Origin of the sequence: Leclercia sp. GLN_9, from assembly GCF_043105735.1 — a bacterium.
GTDB lineage: Bacteria > Pseudomonadota > Gammaproteobacteria > Enterobacterales > Enterobacteriaceae > Enterobacter > Enterobacter adecarboxylatus.
The window spans coordinates 342,355-360,186 of the sequence record NZ_JBICLV010000017.1 but is presented as its reverse complement, the minus strand read 5'-3'; the positions used below and the strand labels follow the sequence as shown (position 1 = coordinate 360,186).

Annotated in this window: 14 protein-coding genes and 1 pseudogene; 1 reads left to right on the top strand and 14 read right to left on the bottom strand. The window is 58.7% G+C overall.

Translation table 11 applies throughout. From position 1 onward, the window contains the following. Positions 1-217: 217 nt before the first annotated feature. The 14 genes and pseudogenes from ACF8PE_RS12440 to ACF8PE_RS12375 all read right to left on the bottom strand — a co-directional run bounded on the left by ACF8PE_RS12440 (position 218) and on the right by ACF8PE_RS12375 (position 15,643). Positions 218-610 (bottom strand): flagellar protein FlhE, encoded by a 393-nt coding sequence (locus tag ACF8PE_RS12440; RefSeq protein WP_032612114.1) that lies wholly within the window; start codon positions 608-610, stop codon positions 218-220. Next, a complete protein-coding gene (gene flhA / locus ACF8PE_RS12435; RefSeq protein ID WP_032611969.1) occupies positions 610-2,688 on the bottom strand; it encodes a flagellar biosynthesis protein FlhA in 2,079 nt (692 codons plus the stop codon). Before flhA ends, ACF8PE_RS12440 begins: the two co-directional genes overlap by 1 nt. Continuing rightward, a complete protein-coding gene (flhB, locus tag ACF8PE_RS12430; RefSeq protein ID WP_032612116.1) occupies positions 2,681-3,829 on the bottom strand; it encodes a flagellar biosynthesis protein FlhB in 1,149 nt (382 codons plus the stop codon). The genes flhA and flhB overlap by 8 nt, the downstream gene beginning before the upstream one ends. A 218-nt stretch (positions 3,830-4,047) precedes the next feature. Then, positions 4,048-4,692 (bottom strand): protein phosphatase CheZ, encoded by a 645-nt coding sequence (cheZ, locus tag ACF8PE_RS12425; RefSeq protein ID WP_032611970.1) that lies wholly within the window; start codon positions 4,690-4,692, stop codon positions 4,048-4,050. A 10-nt stretch (positions 4,693-4,702) separates the two neighbouring features. After that, positions 4,703-5,092, bottom strand: coding sequence for a chemotaxis response regulator CheY (gene cheY / locus ACF8PE_RS12420; RefSeq protein ID WP_032611971.1), 390 nt, complete (start codon positions 5,090-5,092; stop codon positions 4,703-4,705). A 16-nt stretch (positions 5,093-5,108) separates the two neighbouring features. Further along, positions 5,109-6,158, bottom strand: a complete 1,050-nt coding sequence (locus tag ACF8PE_RS12415; RefSeq protein ID WP_032611972.1) for a chemotaxis response regulator protein-glutamate methylesterase — start codon at positions 6,156-6,158, stop codon at positions 5,109-5,111. Then, positions 6,155-7,021 carry a protein-glutamate O-methyltransferase CheR gene (gene cheR / locus ACF8PE_RS12410; RefSeq protein WP_032611974.1) on the bottom strand — a complete coding sequence of 289 codons (867 nt, stop codon included), beginning with the start codon at positions 7,019-7,021 and terminating at the stop codon, positions 6,155-6,157. Before cheR ends, ACF8PE_RS12415 begins: the two co-directional genes overlap by 4 nt. 23 nt (positions 7,022-7,044) lie before the next feature. Beyond that, positions 7,045-8,646, bottom strand: a complete 1,602-nt coding sequence (gene tap / locus ACF8PE_RS12405) for a methyl-accepting chemotaxis protein IV (RefSeq protein WP_392494932.1) — start codon at positions 8,644-8,646, stop codon at positions 7,045-7,047. Between the two features lie 44 nt (positions 8,647-8,690). After that, positions 8,691-10,346 (bottom strand): methyl-accepting chemotaxis protein II, encoded by a 1,656-nt coding sequence (gene tar, locus ACF8PE_RS12400; RefSeq protein WP_103792082.1) that lies wholly within the window; start codon positions 10,344-10,346, stop codon positions 8,691-8,693. Positions 10,347-10,429: 83 nt separating this feature from the next. Continuing rightward, positions 10,430-11,395 carry a spore coat U domain-containing protein gene (locus ACF8PE_RS12395; RefSeq protein ID WP_077227038.1) on the bottom strand — a complete coding sequence of 322 codons (966 nt, stop codon included), beginning with the start codon at positions 11,393-11,395 and terminating at the stop codon, positions 10,430-10,432. Further along, positions 11,392-13,777, bottom strand: a pseudogene (locus tag ACF8PE_RS12390) (fimbria/pilus outer membrane usher protein). Before ACF8PE_RS12390 ends, ACF8PE_RS12395 begins: the two are co-directional and overlap by 4 nt. Further along, positions 13,753-14,511, bottom strand: a complete 759-nt coding sequence (locus ACF8PE_RS12385; protein ID WP_032611981.1) for a molecular chaperone — start codon at positions 14,509-14,511, stop codon at positions 13,753-13,755. The pseudogene ACF8PE_RS12390 and the gene ACF8PE_RS12385 overlap by 25 nt, the downstream one beginning before the upstream one ends. A gap of 16 nt (positions 14,512-14,527) precedes the next feature. Then, the gene (locus tag ACF8PE_RS12380; protein WP_392494931.1) at positions 14,528-15,007 is read right to left on the bottom strand and encodes a spore coat U domain-containing protein; all 480 of its coding nucleotides are present in this window, start codon (positions 15,005-15,007) and stop codon (positions 14,528-14,530) included. An 84-nt stretch (positions 15,008-15,091) separates the two neighbouring features. Continuing rightward, the gene (locus tag ACF8PE_RS12375) at positions 15,092-15,643 is read right to left on the bottom strand and encodes an SCPU domain-containing protein (RefSeq protein WP_390888510.1); all 552 of its coding nucleotides are present in this window, start codon (positions 15,641-15,643) and stop codon (positions 15,092-15,094) included. A 443-nt stretch (positions 15,644-16,086) separates the two neighbouring features. Here ACF8PE_RS12375 and ACF8PE_RS12370 point away from each other — a divergent pair, with 443 nt between their 5' ends. Continuing rightward, a complete protein-coding gene (locus tag ACF8PE_RS12370; RefSeq protein ID WP_204231339.1) occupies positions 16,087-17,346 on the top strand; it encodes a cation:dicarboxylate symporter family transporter in 1,260 nt (419 codons plus the stop codon). Positions 17,347-17,832: the final 486 nt, after the last annotated feature.

Genomic DNA, 17,832 nt, shown 5'->3' with positions numbered 1-17,832 from the left:
GAGGGAACGGGAGTGTCTACAGGGTTACAGTAAAAGTATCCCTACGCGGATACCTTTCTGTTTCTGCCACCGCTATCCGGCAACTGGCAAAAATGCAAAGAGATTTACTACGCGCGTCACTCTTTTATAAAACAGTGTTTCTTTTGCTTCAAAAGGCGAGGTCAATAATGAGAGCCAGTCATCAGAATGGCCTGATAACTGGCGAAAAAGCGGGCATTTAGCGGTAGTTGACGATCACTTCGTTACGTTGCACCTTCAGGGCGGGGATCAGGCGACCGCCGCCCGGCACTTCCCAGATAAAGCGCAGCGGCTCAGCCGCGGGTACGCTGTTAAAGGCATGGGTGGTGCCGCTGGCACCGTCCAGTTCGGTGCAGCGCGCCTGGGAGCATAACCGCACCCGCAGGCCAGCCGGGATCGGGCCGTTCAGCTCATAGCGCCAGGCCACCAGCGTCATCAAACCCGACACCGGCTGCTTCGCAGAGAGCGGGCGCGACGAGGCCGCCACGCCGCGGTTATTGAGGGTCAGGCCGATACTGCTGTCCTGCCAGGCCCCCTCGCCTGCCGCCTGCGCCACCATCGGCAGCGCCAGTAACAACAAGAGTTTACGCATCATTGACCTCCAATGCTGGCGGTCATGCGGATGTGGCGATTGTCCGACAGCTCCATGTTCGACAAGACCACCAGTTGCGTCAGGCTACGGCGCAGGAAGCGCGATAGCAGCGGACGCAGGGCATGATTGACCAGCAACACCGGCGGCGCGCCCAGCATCTCCTGACGTTGCAACGCCTCCTGGGTTTGCGCCAGCAGACGATCCGCCAGCCCCGGTTCCAGCCCGCCGCCGCCCTGCAACGCCTGCAACAGCAGACGCTCAAGCGGCGTGTCTAACCCAATCACCTGCACTTCGCCGGTGCCCGGGAACCACTGCTGGGTGATGGCGCGGCCCAACGCCACGCGCACCACTGCCGTCAGCTCGTGCGGATCGTTTTGCAACGGCGCATGCTCGGCCAGGGTTTCCAGAATGGTACGCATATCGCGGATCGGCACTTTCTCGTCGAGCAGGTTTTGCAGCACCTTGTGCAGCGTGGTCAGGGTCAGCACGCCAGGCACCAGATCTTCGGTCAGCTTCGGCATCTCCTGGGTCACGCGATCCAACAGCTGCTGTGCTTCCTGGCGACCAAACAGCTCCGCAGAATGCTGGCTAATAATGTGGTTGAGATGGGTGGCGACCACGGTACTGGCTTCCACCACGGTATAGCCCTGGATCTGCGCCTGCTCTTTCAGGGCGCTTTCGATCCAGATTGCCGCCAGACCAAAGGCCGGATCGATAGTTTGTTCCCCCGGCAGCGTGCCCGCCGCCGTGCCCGGGTTAATTGCCAGCCAGCGCCCCGGATAGGCGTCGCCGCTGCCGATCTCCACCCCTTTCATCAGGATGCGGTAGCGTGCAGGCGGCAGATCCATATTGTCGCGGATATGCACCACCGGTGGCAGGAAGCCCATGTCCTGGGCGAATTTTTTACGGATACTGCGGATACGCCCCAGCAGTTCGCCGTCCTGTTGGGAATCGACCATCGGGATCAGGCGATAGCCCACTTCCATCCCCAGTGAATCTTCAAGCTGGACGTCGTTCCACGTGGCTTCCACCGCCTGGGTGTTTTCCGGCATTTTAATCGGCGCAGGCTCGGCCTTCGGTTTGGTCTCGCGCCCGCGCAGCCACCAGGCCAGGCCCAGCAGCGCACCGGTGAAGAGCAGGAAGACGAAGTTCGGCATGCCTGGCACCAGGCCCAGCAGCCCCAGTACCGCCGCCGACAGCATCAACACGTTCGGGTTGCTGAACAGCTGGGTCACCATCTGCTCGCCGACGTCCTGGTCGGTGGCGACGCGGGTCACGATCACACCGGCCGCGGTGGAGATCACCAGCGCCGGGATCTGGGCGACCAGGCCGTCACCGATGGTCAGCAGCGTATAGCTTTCTGCCGCTTGGCCCATGTCCATTCCGTGTTGCAGAACCCCAACCAGCAGGCCGCCCACCACGTTGATCACCATAATCAGAATACCGGCGATGGCATCCCCGCGAACGAACTTACTCGCACCATCCATCGAGCCGTAGAAATCGGCCTCCTGGGTTACGTCGGCACGGCGTTTTTTCGCTTCATCTTCGCCAATCAGCCCGGCGTTCAGATCGGCGTCAATTGCCATCTGTTTGCCTGGCATCCCGTCCAGTACGAAACGTGCGCCCACTTCCGCGATACGTCCCGCACCTTTGGTGATAACCATAAAGTTGATGATCACGAGGATGACAAACACCACGATACCGATGGCGAAGTTACCGCCCACCAGGAAGTGGCCGAAGGCCTCGACCACCTTACCTGCCGCCGCACCGCCGGTATGCCCGTCCATCAGGATGATACGGGTGGAGGCCACGTTCAGCGCCAGGCGCAACAGCGTGGTGAACAGCAGAATGGTCGGGAATGCGGCGAAATCCAGGGTACGCTGGGTGAACATCGCCACCAGCAGCACCATGATCGAGAGCGCAATGTTGAAGGTGAAAAGCAGGTCGAGGATGAATGCCGGAAGCGGCAAGACCATCATCGACAGAATTAGCAGGATGAGGATCGGCCCGGCAAGGATCTGCCATTGAGTCGATTTCAGGTTGCCGGGGAGGCGCAACATTGCCACCAGATTAGCCATCAGAGTCCTTCTCGTTCATAAAATCCAGCGCTGCAGGCACCGGGAGATTCTCAGGTTTCACAGGCCGTTGACCACCGGCCAGACGCCAGCGTTTCAACTGCCACACCCATGCCAGCACTTCCGCCACTGCGGCATACAGCTGGCCTGGGATTTGTTGTCCAATTTCCGCATGGCGATAAAGCGCACGCGCCAGCGGCGGGGCTTCCAGCATCGGAATACGGTTTTCATTCCCAATTTCGCGGATCCGCAGCGCAATCAGCCCTGCCCCTTTCGCCACGACCTTCGGCGCGCTCATTTTGTTTTCGTCATACTGCAGCGCAACGGAGTAGTGGGTCGGGTTGGTGACGATGACATCCGCTTTCGGCACATCTTCCATCATCCGGCGACGGGCGGCGGCACGCTGCATCTGGCGAATACGGCCTTTGACGTGCGGGTCACCTTCCATCTGCTTGTATTCATCGCGGATATCCTGACGGGACATGCGCAGTTTTTTAATGTGGCTGTAAATCTGGAAGAAGACGTCAAAACCCACCATCGGGATAATCGCCAGCACCACCAGCAGCGAACATAACCCCACCAGGTTGAGCGCGTTGCGCATCGCGGTAAAAGGCGATTCGCTGATCAGGCGCATCATCTCCGGCCAGTTATGCCAGATAAAAAAGCCGGCCACGCTACCCATCAGCGTGGCTTTCATCAACGCTTTCAGCAGCTCAGCGGCGGTCTGGGCGGAGAACATCCGCGCGATGCCGGGCAGCGGGTTGAGTTTGGAGAATTTAAACTGCAGCGATTTCCCACTAAACACCAGCCCGCCCAGCATTACCGGCGACACCAGCGCCACCAGCACCACCCCGGTGATCAGCGGCAGCAGCGCGACCATCGCGCTTTTAATCAGCAGGATAATCTGGCTGAGGATCAGGTTCGGGTCGTTAACCATGCTGTGATCGAAGCGCAACCCGGCCGAAAGCATACCGGCCAGTCTGCGGGCAAGGGACTCCCCACCAATCCAGATAATGCACACGCCCACTAATAAAATCAGCAGGGAGGTGAGTTCCTTGGATCGGGGTATCTGCCCTTCCTCACGCGCTTTATCAAGTCGGTGGGGTGTGGGGGCTTCTGTTTTGTCGTCGCTATCTTCTGCCACGGCAAGCATCTCGCAGGTAGAGGTCTGGACGATATGATGCCAAAGCCGCGCGCGACCAATGGGTTAATTAAGGACGTTAAAAGGGCCGATTTAGGCCATTCAGGTGTGACCGGGGCAATCGAAGGCGTGCCACGAATCAGTGAGAGGACGAAAAAATGCCACCTTTGCAGGTGGCATTTGTGCCGGGCAATGCCCGCTGTGCGCACATTCTCTGTGGGCTAGAAACCTAAGCTGTCCAGCAGGTCGTCGACCTGATCCTGGCTTGCCACGACACCGGCTTTGGTGGTGTCGAGCTGCGGGCCATTCAACAGGCTTTCGTTCTCGCGCTGTGGACGTGCAGAAGGTTCCGGCATGTTCTCCAGCAGCACCATCAACAGCTGACGCTCAATCTCCTGGATCACATCCATCATGCGCTTGATCACCTGACCGGTCAGATCCTGGAAATCCTGCGCCATCATGATGTCCAGCAGCTGCGCGTTAGTGAAGCTGGTATGGCCCGGCACGTCACCCAGGTACTGGCGAGTATCGGTGACCAGTTCGCGGGCGTCGGACAGTTCGATTGGATTTTCGAACCACTCGTCCCAGCGTTTGGTCAGCGCTTTCGCGCCCTTTTCCATCTCATCCTGATGCGGCTGCGACGCTTCAACACTGTTCAGCGCACGCTCTGCCGCCTGGGCAGTCATTTGCACAACATAGTCAAGACGGTCACGGGCATCGGGGATCGCTTCCGCGGCTTCCGCAATCGCCTGATCCAGTCCCAGCTCACGCAGGCTGTCGCGCAGCATGCGCGTCAGGCTACCGATCCGGGCAATTATGTCACCGGGTGAATGCTCATCCGTGGGTTTAATCGAAGGCTGCATCATCTCCCGTACCTCACATGCCGAGTTTCTCGAAGATCTTACCGAGTTTTTCTTCCAAAGTTGCAGCGGTGAATGGCTTCACCACATACCCGCTTGCGCCAGCCTGTGCCGCAGCAATAATGTTCTCTTTCTTCGCTTCGGCCGTTACCATCAGCACAGGCATAGAGGCCATCGCAGCATTCGCACGAATGGTTTTCAGCAGTTCCAGACCATCCATGTTTGGCATGTTCCAGTCAGAAATGACAAAACCAAAGCCACCGGCATTCAGTTTGTTCAGTGCATCAACACCGTCTTCCGCTTCTTCAACATTATTAAAACCCAGCTCTTTCAGCAGGTTGCGCACGATGCGACGCATGGTGGAAAAGTCATCCACAACCAAAAACTTGAGCTCTTTGTCCGCCATAAAACTACACTCCTCGTTAAATACGTATTGCCTGTCCGGCACTGATTTTTGCCAGCATCTGCTGACTAACCTGACTAAGATCGACCACTTCGCTGACGCCACCCATATTGATGGCCTCGCGCGGCATGCCGAACACTACACAACTTGCTTCATTCTGCGCGATGGTCCAGGCGCCAGCCTGGTGCATCGCAAGCATTCCGGCGGCGCCGTCGTTGCCCATCCCCGTCAGGATCACTCCAACGGCGTTGCGCCCCGCATGTTTCGCCACCGAATGAAACAGCACATCCACCGACGGACGGTGCCGGTTAACCGGCGGCCCGTCATGAATTTTGATTTGATAGTTCGCGCCGCTGCGCGCCAGCTCCATATGCTTGTCGCCGGGGGCAATGTAGGCATGCCCCGGCAGAACGCGCTCGCCATCTTCCGCCTCTTTCACGCTGATCTGACACAGCTTGTTCAGACGCTCCGCGAACGAACGGGTAAAGCCTGGCGGCATGTGCTGGGTAATCAGAATACCTGGGCTTGAGAGCGGCAATGGCTGGAGTACATGCCGAATTGCCTCTGTTCCCCCGGTCGATGCCCCAATGACCAGCAGTTTTTCCGAGCTTAACAGCGGGCCTGCTTTCAGGGTGGCAGGCGCGGCCATCGGCTTGTGCGTCGCTACCCGCGCCCGCGCGGCGGTACGGATTTTCTCCGCGATCATCTCGCTGTACGCCAGCATCCCTTCACGAATGCCGAGCTGCGGTTTGGTGACAAAATCCACCGCCCCCAGCTCCAGCGCCCGCAGGGTGATCTCGGAACCTTTGCCGGTCAGTGAAGAGACCATCACCACCGGCATCGGACGCAGACGCATTAACTTCTCAAGGAAGTCGATGCCGTCCATACGCGGCATTTCGACATCCAGGGTCAGCACGTCGGGGTTATATTTTTTGATTAAATCCCGGGCTACCAGCGGATCGGGGGCCGTTGCCACCATCTCCATGTCGCTGTGACTGTTGATAATCTCCGTCATGATCTGGCGCATTAACGCCGAATCATCAACTGACAAGACCCTGATTTTACTCATGCTTTATCCTTACTCAGCGCATATACCGTCTGCCCACGCAGGCTGAATTCGCGCACGAGATTGCTGAAATTCTCCGAGTGCCCGGCAAACAGTAATCCGTCCGGCTTGAGCAACGGTACAAAGCGGCGCAGGATCTCCTGCTGCGTCGTTTTGTCGAAATAGATCATCACATTACGGCAGAAAATGGCGTCAAAGGGCCCCGCCACGTTGTACTGCTTCTCCAGCAGATTGACCATGGAGAACTCCACCGCATTCGCCAGTTCACTGCGCACCCGTACCAGCCCCTCGTGCGGGCCAGTGCCGCGCATGAAATAGCGCTGAAGCTGCTGCGGCGACAGGGTTTTCAGCTCGTCCTGGCGATAGATACCGCTCTGCGCTTTTTGCAGCACTTCGGTATCAATATCGCTGGCGAAGACCTTCCAGCGGCCCGGCGCGGTCCCCAGGGTATCGGCCAGGGTGATGGCGAGAGAGTAAGGCTCCTCGCCGGTCGAGGCCGCCGCACTCCATACGCGATACTCGCCGCTGCGGCGACGCGCATGTTCCGCCAGCACCGGGAAGTGGTGTGCTTCCCGGAAAAAGGCAGTCAGGTTAGTGGTCAGGGAGTTGATAAACGCCTGCCACTCCGCGCTGTTCGGGTTCGCTTCCAACATGCCGAGGTAGCGACCAAAATCATCCAGCTCGAGCGTTCGCAAGCGACGCACAAGACGGTTGTAGACCATGTCCCGCTTGTGATCGGCAAGCACGATCCCCGCGCGCTGGTAGATTAACTGACATATCCGACGAAAATGCGCATCGGACAGCGCGAGGCGCTGTGTCATCTGTAACAGTAATGACGATTGCCCTGAGGGCAGTGGTGATGTCATAGCGCCTTCTTACTTAATCACGTTCAGGTTCCGACTGGTACGGCTTGAGACCGCCCGACTTCTGTAACTGTTTCAACACGTTCATTCACATTAAATACTGCTACCAGCGAGGTCAGATGATCCGCCTGACCGGCTAACTGGTCGGTGGCGGCCGCGGCTTCTTCTACCAGCGCCGCGTTCTGCTGCGTCACCTGATCCATCTGGCTGACGGCCAACGCAACCTGCTCAATGCCGCGACGCTGTTCATCGGATGCCGAGGCGATTTCCCCCATGATGTCGTTAACCTGCGTCACCGAGCTGACAATCTCGGTCATGGTTTTCGCTGCGGTATCCACCAGCTCCGACCCTTGCTGCACGCGTGAGACCGACTCTTCAATCAGCCCCTTAATCTCTTTCGCCGCGTTGGCGCTGCGGCTTGCCAGGTTACGCACTTCCCCTGCCACCACCGCAAAACCGCGTCCCTGCTCGCCCGCGCGGGCGGCTTCCACCGCGGCGTTCAGCGCCAGAATATTGGTCTGGAACGCGATGCCGTCGATGACACTAATAATGTCGCCAATCTTCTGGGAGCTGGTGGCGATCTCATTCATGGTGTTTGCCACGCGAGAGGCCTGCTCACCGCCTTTCTTCGCCGTCTGCGCCGCGCTCTTCGCCAGACCGGAAGCCTGACGGGCGTTGTCGGCGTTCTGCCCGACGGTGGCCGTCAGCTGTTCCATGCTGGCTGCCGTTTGCGCCAGCGATGCCGCCTGCTGTTCGGTGCGCGACGAGAGATCGTTATTGCCTTCGGCAATTTCGGAGATCCCGGTGTGCATGGCATAGCTGCCCTGACGCACCTCGGAGACCGTTTCCCGCAGCGAGCCTTGCATTGCTTTCAGGCTGGCGAAAATAGCCGATATTTCATTTTTGCCGTACACCGCCACCGGCCGCGCCAGATCGCCCTTCGCAATGCTGTCGAAATGGCTGCTGATGATCGCCAGCGGCTGCACAATCATCCGGCGAGACCAGAACAGCGCGGCGCTGGTCAGTATCGCGGTCAGCACAATCATGGTGGCGAAGATCACGCCCGACATGTGATAGCTGGTGCGACTGTCGTTCCCCGCCGCCTGCACAAACTGGTTAATCTCCTGCTGCCAGGCCTCGGTGCTGGCATCAAACGCCGCCTGCGATTCCTGCACCGGCGCGGTGAGGAAGTCCGACAGCTGGTTGTTTTCCAGCCAGGTGGCCTGATGATCCAGATCGCTGTACCACTGGTTAAAGGCCGCCTGCATCGCTTTTTTCAGCTCGCCGTCTTTCGCGCTGATCGCCGCCTGGTCGTTAAAGGTTTTGAACATGCCCTCAGCCTGTTTCAGGCTGCTGCGCGCGGTGGTCATTAGCGACTTAATGTCATCAGGCGGATAACTCAGCGCGGTCAATGTGCCCGCTTTATTCAGCGCCGTACTGGCCTGGAGCAGAACGGCGCGGCTCTGGGTAAGTAGCGCGCGCTGCTGATTGCTGCCCTGCATCTCCTGCAAATTCTGATAACCATCGCGAAATGCCCAAAACGACAAGCCATTACTGCCAACCTGCAACACCCCACAGACAATCAAAATCAAAAACAGGGTGGTCGAGATACGAATACGATTTAACATCCACGCTCCCATTTAGCGGCCAGCAGCCGCGAATTAACGTTCGATCAAAATGTTTCCCAGTTCTCATCTTTTCCGGTGGTCAGCGCGCGTACCTGGGCCGGTGCATTGACCGGCGCGGCCGGTTGATGGCTGGCACGCGATGACACCGTGTTTCCAGGTGCAGAAGTAAGACGAAACGCCGAAACGGCCATCTTCAGACGGCTCGCCTGCTCTTCCAGTTGTGCCGCAGCGGCTGCGGACTCCTGAACCAGCGCGGCGTTTTGTTGTGTGACACGATCCATTTCCGATACCGCCAGGGCCACCTGGTCGATACCACGACTCTGCTCATCAGAGGCCGAGGCGATTTCACCCATGATGTCGGTGACGCGCGTTACCGCGTTGACGATGTCATTCATGGTTTCTCCCGCGCTTTCCACCAGCGTCGAGCCGGTATCCACGCGCGCGACAGAATCTTCAATCAGGGCTTTGATCTCTTTGGCCGCATTGGCGCTGCGGCTGGCGAGGTTACGTACTTCACCGGCGACCACCGCAAAACCGCGACCCTGCTCACCCGCACGCGCGGCTTCTACCGCGGCGTTCAGCGCCAGGATGTTGGTCTGGAAGGCGATGCCGTCGATCACGCTGATGATGTCAGCGATCTTCTTCGAGCTTCCGGCGATGTCATGCATGGTTTTCACCACCCCATCCACCACCTTGCCGCCGCGCTGTGCGGTCTCCGAGGCGCTATTTGCCAGCTGTGACGCCTGACGGGCGTTGTCGGCATTCTGCTTCACGGTGGCCGTTAACTGCTCCATGCTGGCCGCCGTCTCTTCCAGCGCCGACGCTTGCTGCTCGGTGCGGGAGGAGAGATCGTTGTTGCCCATCGCGATTTCGCTGGTGCCGGTGTAGATGGCATCCGAACCCTGACGCACGTTGGCCACCGTTTCGCTCAGGGAGCGCTGCATATGGTCAACGGTGACCGCCAGTTGGGTAATTTCACTGCGCCCGGCGATAGCCAGGGTGTGGGTGAGATCGCCGCTGGCAATCTGGCGAATGTGGTCGATAACGCGGTTTAACGGGTTAAGCAGGGTATGACGGATGCCGTACCAGACGCCCACCAGCACGATGGCCAGCGCCAGGGCCAGGATCCCCATCTGCCATTTGGCAAAGGTGTAATCTTTCACGCTGGCGTTGTACGCCTCCTGGTTACGCGCGTCAGACGCAGCGACATAATCCCGCAGAGCGGTGCCCAGCGCGTTCTGCTTTGACTGGGTGGCCTGGGCGAAATAGGCGTCCATATTGCCGCTCTCAAGGAACTGAATAAGCTCCGTCAGGGCCGCAGCGTAGTCCTGGTATTTGTCATTGATGGTCTGGCTGACCTGCTCCATCGAAGGCTGTGGTGCGATGGCGCGGTATGCGTTGAAGTGTTTGTCTGCTTCCGCCAGCGTCGTACGGGCATTGTTGATCAGCTCCGGTTGCTGGTGCGTGGGATCGGTCGCCATGCGCGCGGAGGCGCGGCTCAGGTTGATGCGCGTTTGCAGCAGGTAATCCCAGGTGGAGGTGATTTCACTCTGTTGAACACGAAATTCGTTAGAAACCGCAAAACTGTCCTGGTTAGCCTTAATGGATGAGAAAAAGAGACTGCCGGAAATAAGCTGCAGCAGTGCGAAGACAACCAGCACTAACATCAGCATTGTGACAACGCGCATACGGTTCAACATACAACACCTTCTTATGAATTTGTTCTCGGTGTTATCGGCACAACTGGCGGGAACTTTACATTTGCGAAAGGGAAAAGCGCGGGTCAGAACGCGACGTCGACGACCAGAGTGTCGCTGTAGTTACCGGCGGGCGGGGTGGCCTGATTCGTCAGCACGCGGGCGGTGTAGTTATAGCTGCGTAACAGCCCGTCGGTGCTCACCTGCGAAGAGGCACCGCTGGACCAGCGTTCGCTGCCGCTGCTGCCCCAGCGATTCGCTGTCGCTTCTTTATAAATCTCATAGCTCATACGGTTATTGCCGCTGGCCATCTGGCGCACGTTATTGCTGGCGTTGGCACCGTTATTGATGCCGATGGTATAGACGCTGCCCTTGGTGCAGGTGACCGAGATAGCCTGGGAGATCGTCGGGAAGTTTTGCACCAGCGGCGCGCTGTTGAAGTTAACGTTCGGGGTGGTCATGGCGCTGCAGTCGTTAGTGACCGTCATGTTGAGGGTAATGCTGACTGGCGTGGTGCCGGTTTGCGCGGAGGTACAGAGTCCCAGCGCCCCCAGCGCGCAGACGCTGTAACTCACGTTGAAATTGAGGGTCACCTGATACGGCCCGGCGCTGACATTCTGCCCGGCGACGGTGCGAAAATAGAGTGGGATGTTGTACTGCCTGGAACCGAGCAGCCCCAGCAGCGACGACCCGCTCCAGGTATAGGCTTTGCCGATCTGCACTTCGTTGGTGGCGTTGCAGGTATTTAGTCCGCAGAGGCGGGTGGGGATCACATCGGTGATGGTGGCATTATCGGTGCGCTTCATGGTTGCGCGGCTGCTGGCGCTAACGGTGGCCCCGGTGTAGTTGAGCGTCACCGTATCGTTGGTCAGTAAATTAAGCACCGTATCGCAGTTCACCACCAGCGTACCGGTGGTGGCCACTTCGTTGCTGCCGCTCAGGGCAAAGGAGGTGACGCTGCCAAAGCTGGCATTGACGGTACTGACCCGGCACGCTCCCCAACTGGTGGCGGAGAACAGCAACAGTATCATCACCAGCAGCAGGCGTTTCATGGTTCCACCCGGCAGGTCAGAGGGCCGTAGGTTTGCAGCTTATGCTCCGGGTTCGCCGTCAAGCTGAGAGTGACATGGCAGCTTTTACCCGCCGGGGTGATGACCTCCAGCGGGTTGACGTCTGCCAGATCTTCCAGCCAGGCAAGTCCGTCATAGCCCACCACTACCGGCTCCCTGCCCTGGCGTCGCACCTGGCTGCCAAGGGGGATCGCCTCCCCTGCCCCGTCGTGCAGGATCACGCTGGCAACCCGCTCCTGCTCCATGGGGAAATCAACCAGATAACCGCTGTTACGCCGCAGGGCAATACGGCGTTCAGTCTCTTTCAGGCGGGTGTCGGCGGGTAAGTTAAGGGTGTTGATGCTGTAGCTGGCCGGGTAATAGGCCGATACACCGCTGATCAGCAGATAACCGTTGCGGTTGGTTTTGCCCACCGGCTGATTCTCATAGCTGACCGGCACGTCCGGCTGACCGTCAGTGCTGACCACCACGAAGGCGTCGTTGATTTTGTTGGCGGCAAACAGCTCGCCGTCCATCAGCACCAGCGCACCCATCGCCTCGCCCCACCAGGTCATCATGTCGCGCTCGCCGTAACCGCCGCCCTGCACTTCGATATTGTTATTACGCCAGCCCAGCGTGGCCTGCTGATAGTTGCTGGCCTGCGACTGCCGCGCCCACGCCATGTTCCAGCTAAAGCCGCCGTCGGTGGGCATCGAGTGGTTATAGTTAAGCCGCTGGGTGCTGCCCGCATCCGGTGTATTTTCGAGGGTGATGGCGGCGCTGTCGCGTTCGCCCAGCGGGATCTGCAGCGACAGGGCGACCGTCCAGTCGCCTTGCTGCTGGTCACGGCTGGCGGCGAGGTAAATACTGCTGCTGCCCCACAGATTACGGCTCCAGGAGAGGTTCAGCAGCTCGGTTTTCTGATCGTCGAAACTCTGCACGCCGATCCACGCCGCGCCAACGTTGCCAAAATCGCCAAGGTTAAAGGTCAGGGAATACTGATCCGTATTGCGGCTCAGGCTGGCAATGGGCTGGTTGTATTCATCATAAATGGTGGGTTGATCGTAGAGCGCGAGATTGCCGAAGCCGCGATCGCGACGGCTGTGCTGGGTGGCGATACTGAAGGCGTTGGTACTGTACTGGTAACCCCAGTTGAGCTGTCCGCCAGTATCGCCGCGCATTTTACTCTGGGTCCAGGCGCTATTCCCTACCCCGAGACGCCCCAGTTTGACGATGGTCCCGGCTCCGCCCAGCGTCAGCTTCTCCGCCCCTTCGACGTGCCCTTCCAGCGTCAGCCAGTCGGTGAGGCCATAACGATACGAGCCGCTGCCCGCCGCAGGGCCGTAGTCAAAATTCTCGATACCGTAATTGCGGCGCAGGCTGCCGAGGGTCATGGCCCCGTCGCTTAGCCCCTGCCGGAGCAGATCGCTGGTGACGTAGAACGGCATAGTGGTGCTCACCTGACGCCCCAGCGCATCGGTGGTGACCAGCACCGCATCCCCGGCGCCGTTAATGTAAGGCAAATTGGTGAGGGTGAAAGGTCCGGGCTGCAAACGGGTGGAGCCTGCGCGATAGCCGTTCACGAACAGATCCACCGACGTGGGCACTGCCGCCTCGCCGGAGAACTCCGGTAAGGGCCAGGTGACAAGGTCGGGGCGCAGGGAGAAATCGCGGCCATAGCTGATGCCGCCCATGCGCACGCTGCTGCTCCAGCTCAGGGCATCGCTGATCACATCCCCGGCGGTCCAGGTGGTGGCATCCTCTTCATCGGTGATCATCAGGGTGGTGTCGTAGCGCACGTACCCCTCCTGCTGCCCGCTGCCGCCGGACAAGTTCTTTCTCACGTAACCGGTGGAGGATAACGATCCCCGGTCGTCAAAATAGCGTAATTCATGCCAGAGGGAGGGCCTGGCCGCCGCTGTGTTCAGTGTGGTTGGTATAGAAGTCGTAGTTGAGCAGCGCCCCTTTACCAAAATGGGGGGTGCTGCGCGCCATCTGCCCGCTGAAGGGGGTCACGCGCGCGCTGACCCACTCCCGGGGAACGTTGAGCAGCAACCGTTGCCCGGTGCTGTCGTACTCGGCACGCACGTCCTTCAGACGGCTGACGTTTACCTCCCCCGGTGGCACGTGCTCGGCGGGCAGCCCAGCGCGGCGCAGATCGGCGCTGGCAACCAGATACTCCGCCTGTCGCCGGGTGACGGGCACCACCAGCCCGGTGTCGTAGTGGTTGACGATAAGCGCCAGCTGGAACACCGCCTCGTCATTTACCGACTGCGGCACCGGCGGTGGAGGCAGCATATCGTCACCGGGATCGGCCCAGCTTGCGGAGCTGACGCAGAGCAGGATAAGCATCGACGGCTTCAGTTGACGGGGGCCGACTGCCATTGGGTATCCCGGGCATTAATCTGTGCACGCATCTGGCTCGGGTGGTCCATCCCTGACGGCAGTGGCCAACTGCGGGCGCTGCCCGGCAGCACATAACCCAGCAGGCCGTCGGCTAAGGTGCGATTCTGCCCCCCCTGTTGCAGCGAAACCTGACTCAGGCGGACATGCACATTGCCCTGATTCCGCACCTGGATCGCCGCCTGGCCGTTCTCGCGGATCACCCGCCAGTTCAGATCCCGCGTCTCGACCAGGGCGTGGTGTGCGCCGTCCTTGATGGTGGCAATCCCCTGTCCGTAGACAAACAGCGGAATGGAGTAGCGCATTTGCAGTTTCAACCCCATCTGCGGGGTCTCTTTATCCTGCGGCTGAGGGATCTCGTCCACGATAATGCGGTAGGCCTGCTCTACCCCGACCGGCACCTCACTCTGTTTGATCAGGCGGATTAACTGCTTGCTGCCCTTCGCAATGGTGACAATCGGCGGGCTGGCGACAACATCCTGCTGGGCGGTATAGCGTTCAAGGCCGTTCTCCTGTCGCCAGCGCACGATGCGTACCTGCATGGTGGTGGCGCTGTTGCCCTGATTCTGCACCCACAGCTCGGTGGCTTTGGTATCCGCCGCCAGCCAGGGGTCGATGGGCCACAGCAGAATAGTGGCGGCCCCGTGGGCGGTGTTGAGCGTCGCGCCCAGTGCCATCAGCAGACAAAGCCTGCGATATCCCGAAAATGCCTTCATCGTCCTTCTCCCTTTATCACCACGACAGGGTCACGGTGAGTTGATCGGAATAATTTCCGGCCGGGCTGAACCCGGTCAGAAGCGCCACACCAAAGAGCGGTAGCGCAATGTTATTGCTGTTGGTGTAGGCCACAGACACCGCCTGGTTAACACCGATCTCACCGTTGGCCGCCAGAGAGCTGCTGCTGTACAGGCGGTACGGCACCAGACTGGTCCCCCCGGACCGCTGCATATTGCGCACCGAGGTGTAGTGCTGACCGCCGTCGATACTCATGCTTAACGCCACGCCAGGCGTACAGGCGATGGAGAGTGAACCGTTCGGCACAAAGCTGGTGTTCACCGATCCCCGTTCCACCCCGCTATGGGTGCCAAAGTTAAGGGTGCCCAGAAGGCCACCGCTGCCTGTGGCGACGGAGCAGCCGGGGGTGATCGTGGCGCTCACCTGAAAGGATTGCGTCGTCACCGCCTCGCCGTTTCCTGCCACAAGCAGCAGCATGCTCAGGACAAAAAAAGCGCGCAGTTTGCCCTCTCCCGTATGTCGGAGCCTTTGTTTTTCCACGCTTATCTAAACGTGCTGACGCTAGTAGGTGACGCTGACGTTGATAGTGTCGGTGTAAGTGCCGGGCACCACGGTGACGCTATTGCCCCCGCCGGTGATGCGGCCGTACAGCGTATAGCTGTCAACTCCCCCGGCGGTGGAGGTCACCGGCAGTGGGGCGTTATTGGCGATGATGTTGTTGAACCCGCCGTCGCTGAACAGGCTGTAGGCAACGCCCTGGCTGGTGTTGGCAGTATTCACCAGATAGCGCGCAGGCGTACCCGGTGTACCCACTACCGTGCCGGGGGCCGTGGAGTTGGTATTGCCGGTGATCGCCACGGTGTAGCTGGCGGTGGTGCATTGAATCGTGAAGGTGTTGCCGCCGCTGGCCCCGGTAAGCTGGGTGGTCAGCGTGGAGAAGGTCGCCGGATGGGTACCGAAATCGAGCGTACCGAAGTTAATGCCATCCTGGGTCGGCGAGCCGTTAATCAGGCAACCATTAGTCAGTGTCAGCGTCGCGCCAATGGTGCCGCTGCTGGTGACGGCCTGACTGTTGCTGGCTGCCATTGCAAAAACGCTACCGGTAAACAGCATCAGGAGTTTTTTGTTCATTTTCCACCCTCCAGAAAATGTCACGTAAGGTTATCATTTTTTGATAACACTCAGTCTGTTAGCACCCTTCATGCTGTTGTCCGGGTGGTTATTGTGAAATTTAGTTTAAGGTTTCGTTCTCAACCACTTTTCACCCGATGCCCCATACCTTTGCATTATTGACACATTTTTACGAATTAAAACATAAGGATAAGAAATGACATCCGCTATGGCGTAAGCATAGCGGGAAGATATATTGCTTAAAATGTGATCTGCATCACAATATATCGTCGGTCATTTATTAACTAATTTAATAAATATTAAAAAAATATTGAAAAGCACGCTTATTTACTTCAATTTAGGTAATGAATCATTCATCCGCTGAATAATAAAAAATGAGACAGATCAGCTGATTAATTTCCCCTTTCAGTTAATGAGGTACTTTGGTGGCAAGCGCAAACCGACTCACGATTTTTATCGTAGTCTTTATGCTGGCGGGCATTCTGTCCGGGGCAGTCATTCATGAATACGCATCATCTGACGTGATAGCAGCCTGGTCAGACAACATCACTCTCCTGACCGATATCTTCTTACGCCTGATTAAGATGGTCATTGCGCCGCTGGTGTTCAGCACCCTGACGGTGGGGATCATGCGGCTGGGCGAGACCGCGACCATTGGCCGTGTGGGCGGTAAAGCAATGGTCTGGTTTATCAGCTCGTCGGTACTTTCCATCCTGGTCGGACTGTTTATCGTGACCTTGCTCCACCCGGGCAGTGGCCTGAATCTGGCCGTTCCGGCCGGCACGGTGGAGACCGGACTGGCGACCGGCGGAATGTCGTTGAAAGGCTTCCTTTCCCATACCATCCCTACCAGCATTGCCGGGGCGATGGCCAATAACGAGATCCTGCAGATCGTGGTGTTCTCGATGTTCTTTGGCATTGGCGGCGCATCGCTGGGGGAGAAATTTAACGCCCCGCTGGTTGCGGCGCTGGACGTGGTTTCCCACATTATGCTGAAAGTCACCGGTTACGTAATGTACGTTGCACCGCTGGCGATCTACGCCGCGATCTCCTCGGTGATCGCCACCGAGGGGCTGGGGATTTTGCTCAACTATGCCTCGTTTATTGGCGGCTACTATCTGGCGATCGTCCTCACATGTCTGGTGCTGGTGGCGGTGGGTTATATGGTGCTGAAAAACGACATCTTCCGCCTGGTGAGCATGCTGAAAGATCCGGTGCTGGTGGCCTTTACCACCAGCAGCTCCGAAGCGGCTTACCCGAAAACGCTGGAGCAGCTGACCCGCTTCGGCTGTTCCCGCAATATCGTCTCCTTTGTGCTGCCGATTGGGTATTCGTTTAACCTCGTGGGGTCGATGGTCTACTGCTCGTTTGCTTCGATGTTTATCGCCCAGGCGTACAACATTCAACTGTCGTTTTCGGAAATTACGGTGTTGATGTTAACCCTGATGCTGGCCTCGAAAGGCATTGCCGGGGTGCCGCGCTCGGCGCTGGTGGTGCTGGCTGCCACCATCCCGAGTTTCCATATTCCGGTGGCGGGGATTTTGCTGCTGATGGGGATCGATCACTTCCTGGATATGGGGCGTTCCGCGATTAACGTGCTGGGGAATGGCGTGGCGACAGCAATGCTGGCGCAGAATGAGGGGCTGCTGGAGGATGAGGTGGGGCTTGTCGAGCAAGAAGTTTGATGGCTCGGTGGAAAGGTTCCGTTCACCTTATGTCCAGCAGAATATGACGTTCCGGGACCTGTGAACGTGACAAGGGGGCCACCGCGGCCCCCTTGTCAATCCCCGCGGCCCCGCGACGAAATCGGTGCTTCGCACTACGCTCACCTCCCGACCTGCTGCCTGCGGTCGGCTCAACTCGACATCCTGTCTCGATTCGCCTCTGGCCGCCATCCCTGGCGTCCAGCCCTTGCCATCCGGTCTCCGGTTCGCCGATTTCAGCGGGGACTCAACACCCGTGCCACATTCAAACCGCAGAGAAGGTTGAGTGAGCGAAAGTCCGGCTGAAAATCGCTGAGGCGTTGACCGCAGGCCGGGGCGAGGCGCAGGGATGCGCTGAGAGGACGTGACCTGGATGGATGTAGGATCACGCCCGACCCGATAGCCGAAGGGAATAAGCTGAAGACAAAATGGCCGGGAGTAATTTTGAACAGCGCTTGCGCTGGCCCC